The sequence below is a fragment of the Frankia sp. AgKG'84/4 genome (genome assembly GCF_023242965.2).
Taxonomy (GTDB): Bacteria; Actinomycetota; Actinomycetes; order Frankiales; family Frankiaceae; genus Frankia.
This window is the reverse complement of sequence record NZ_JALKFU020000765.1, coordinates 1-1,165: the sequence shown is the minus strand read 5'-3', so window position 1 is coordinate 1,165 and position 1,165 is coordinate 1. Positions and strand designations below refer to the sequence as shown.

Sequence of the window (1,165 nt, the reverse complement as noted above, 5' to 3'; positions counted from 1 at the left end):
GCGCGGCCTCGACGGCGCCCGTCGCGCCGTCGGCGCCGGCCGGCTCCCTGCCCAGCGGTGCGGCGACCGCGGGCAACGATGCGTCCCGCTGGGTGGAGTCCACCCTGGCCGGCATGAGCCTCGACCAGCGCATCGGCCAGATGCTCATGGGTTACCTGTTCGGGACCTCGGCCGGGGACCGGTCCCCGGCCGCCGTCGCCGGGAACCGGCTGGTGGCAGGCACCGACACGGCCGCCGACGCCGTGCGCGACCTCGGTCTCGGTGGGGTGGTGCTGTTCGACGCGGGCGGCGCCGGGCCAGGCGCCCTGCCCGACAACATCGTCGCCCCCCAGCAGCTCCGTGATCTCACCACGGGCCTCTACACGGCGGCGGCAGTCCCCCTGCTCATCGGCGCCGATCAGGAGCAGGGCACGGTCCTGCGGATCCGGGACGGGGTGACGCTCCTGCCGGGCGGGATGGCGCAGGGTGCCGACGGCAGGGTCGAGGACGCTCGCGACGCCGCCCGCGTGACCGGAGCGGACCTGCGCTCACTCGGCGTGAACGTGGACTTCGCGCCCGATGCCGACGTCAACACCAACCCGGCGAACCCGGTGATCGGGGAACGCTCGTACGGCGACGATCCGGCCGCCGTGGCCCGGCTCACCGCCGCGGCGGTCTCGGGCTTCACCGCGGCGGGCGTCGCGGCCGCCGCGAAGCACTTCCCCGGCCACGGCTCGACCTCCGTGGATAGTCACCAGGACCTGCCGCTGGTCACGGCCTCCCGCGAGCGGCTGGCCGCGGTGGACCTGGCGCCGTTCCGCGCCGCGATCGCGGCCGACGTTCCCATGATCATGGTGGGGCATCTGCTGGCCACGGCGGTCGACAGCCGCCTGCCGACCTCCCTGTCCCCCGCGGCGGTGACCGGCCTGCTGCGTGGGGACCTCGGCTTCGACGGCGTGGTCGTGACCGACGCACTGAACATGGCAGCGATCACGAAGCGTTACTCGCCCGGCGAGGCAGCGGTGCGGGCCGTGCTCGCCGGCGACGACCTCCTGCTCATGCCACCGCGGCTGCGCGAGGCCCGCGACGGCCTGGTCGCGGCGGTCCGGTCCGGGCGGGTTCCGGCGAGCCGGATCGACGCATCGGTCCGCCGGCTGCTGCTGCTGAAATGGCGCCTCGCGCACGT

At 75.1% G+C, this 1,165-nt stretch carries 1 protein-coding gene; it reads left to right on the top strand.

The annotated features are described in order from the left end of the window. Window positions 1-113: 113 nt before the first annotated feature. On the top strand, window positions 114-1,165 hold a 1,052-nt coding region (locus MXD58_RS25070; protein WP_284678850.1), incomplete at its 3' end, for a glycoside hydrolase family 3 protein.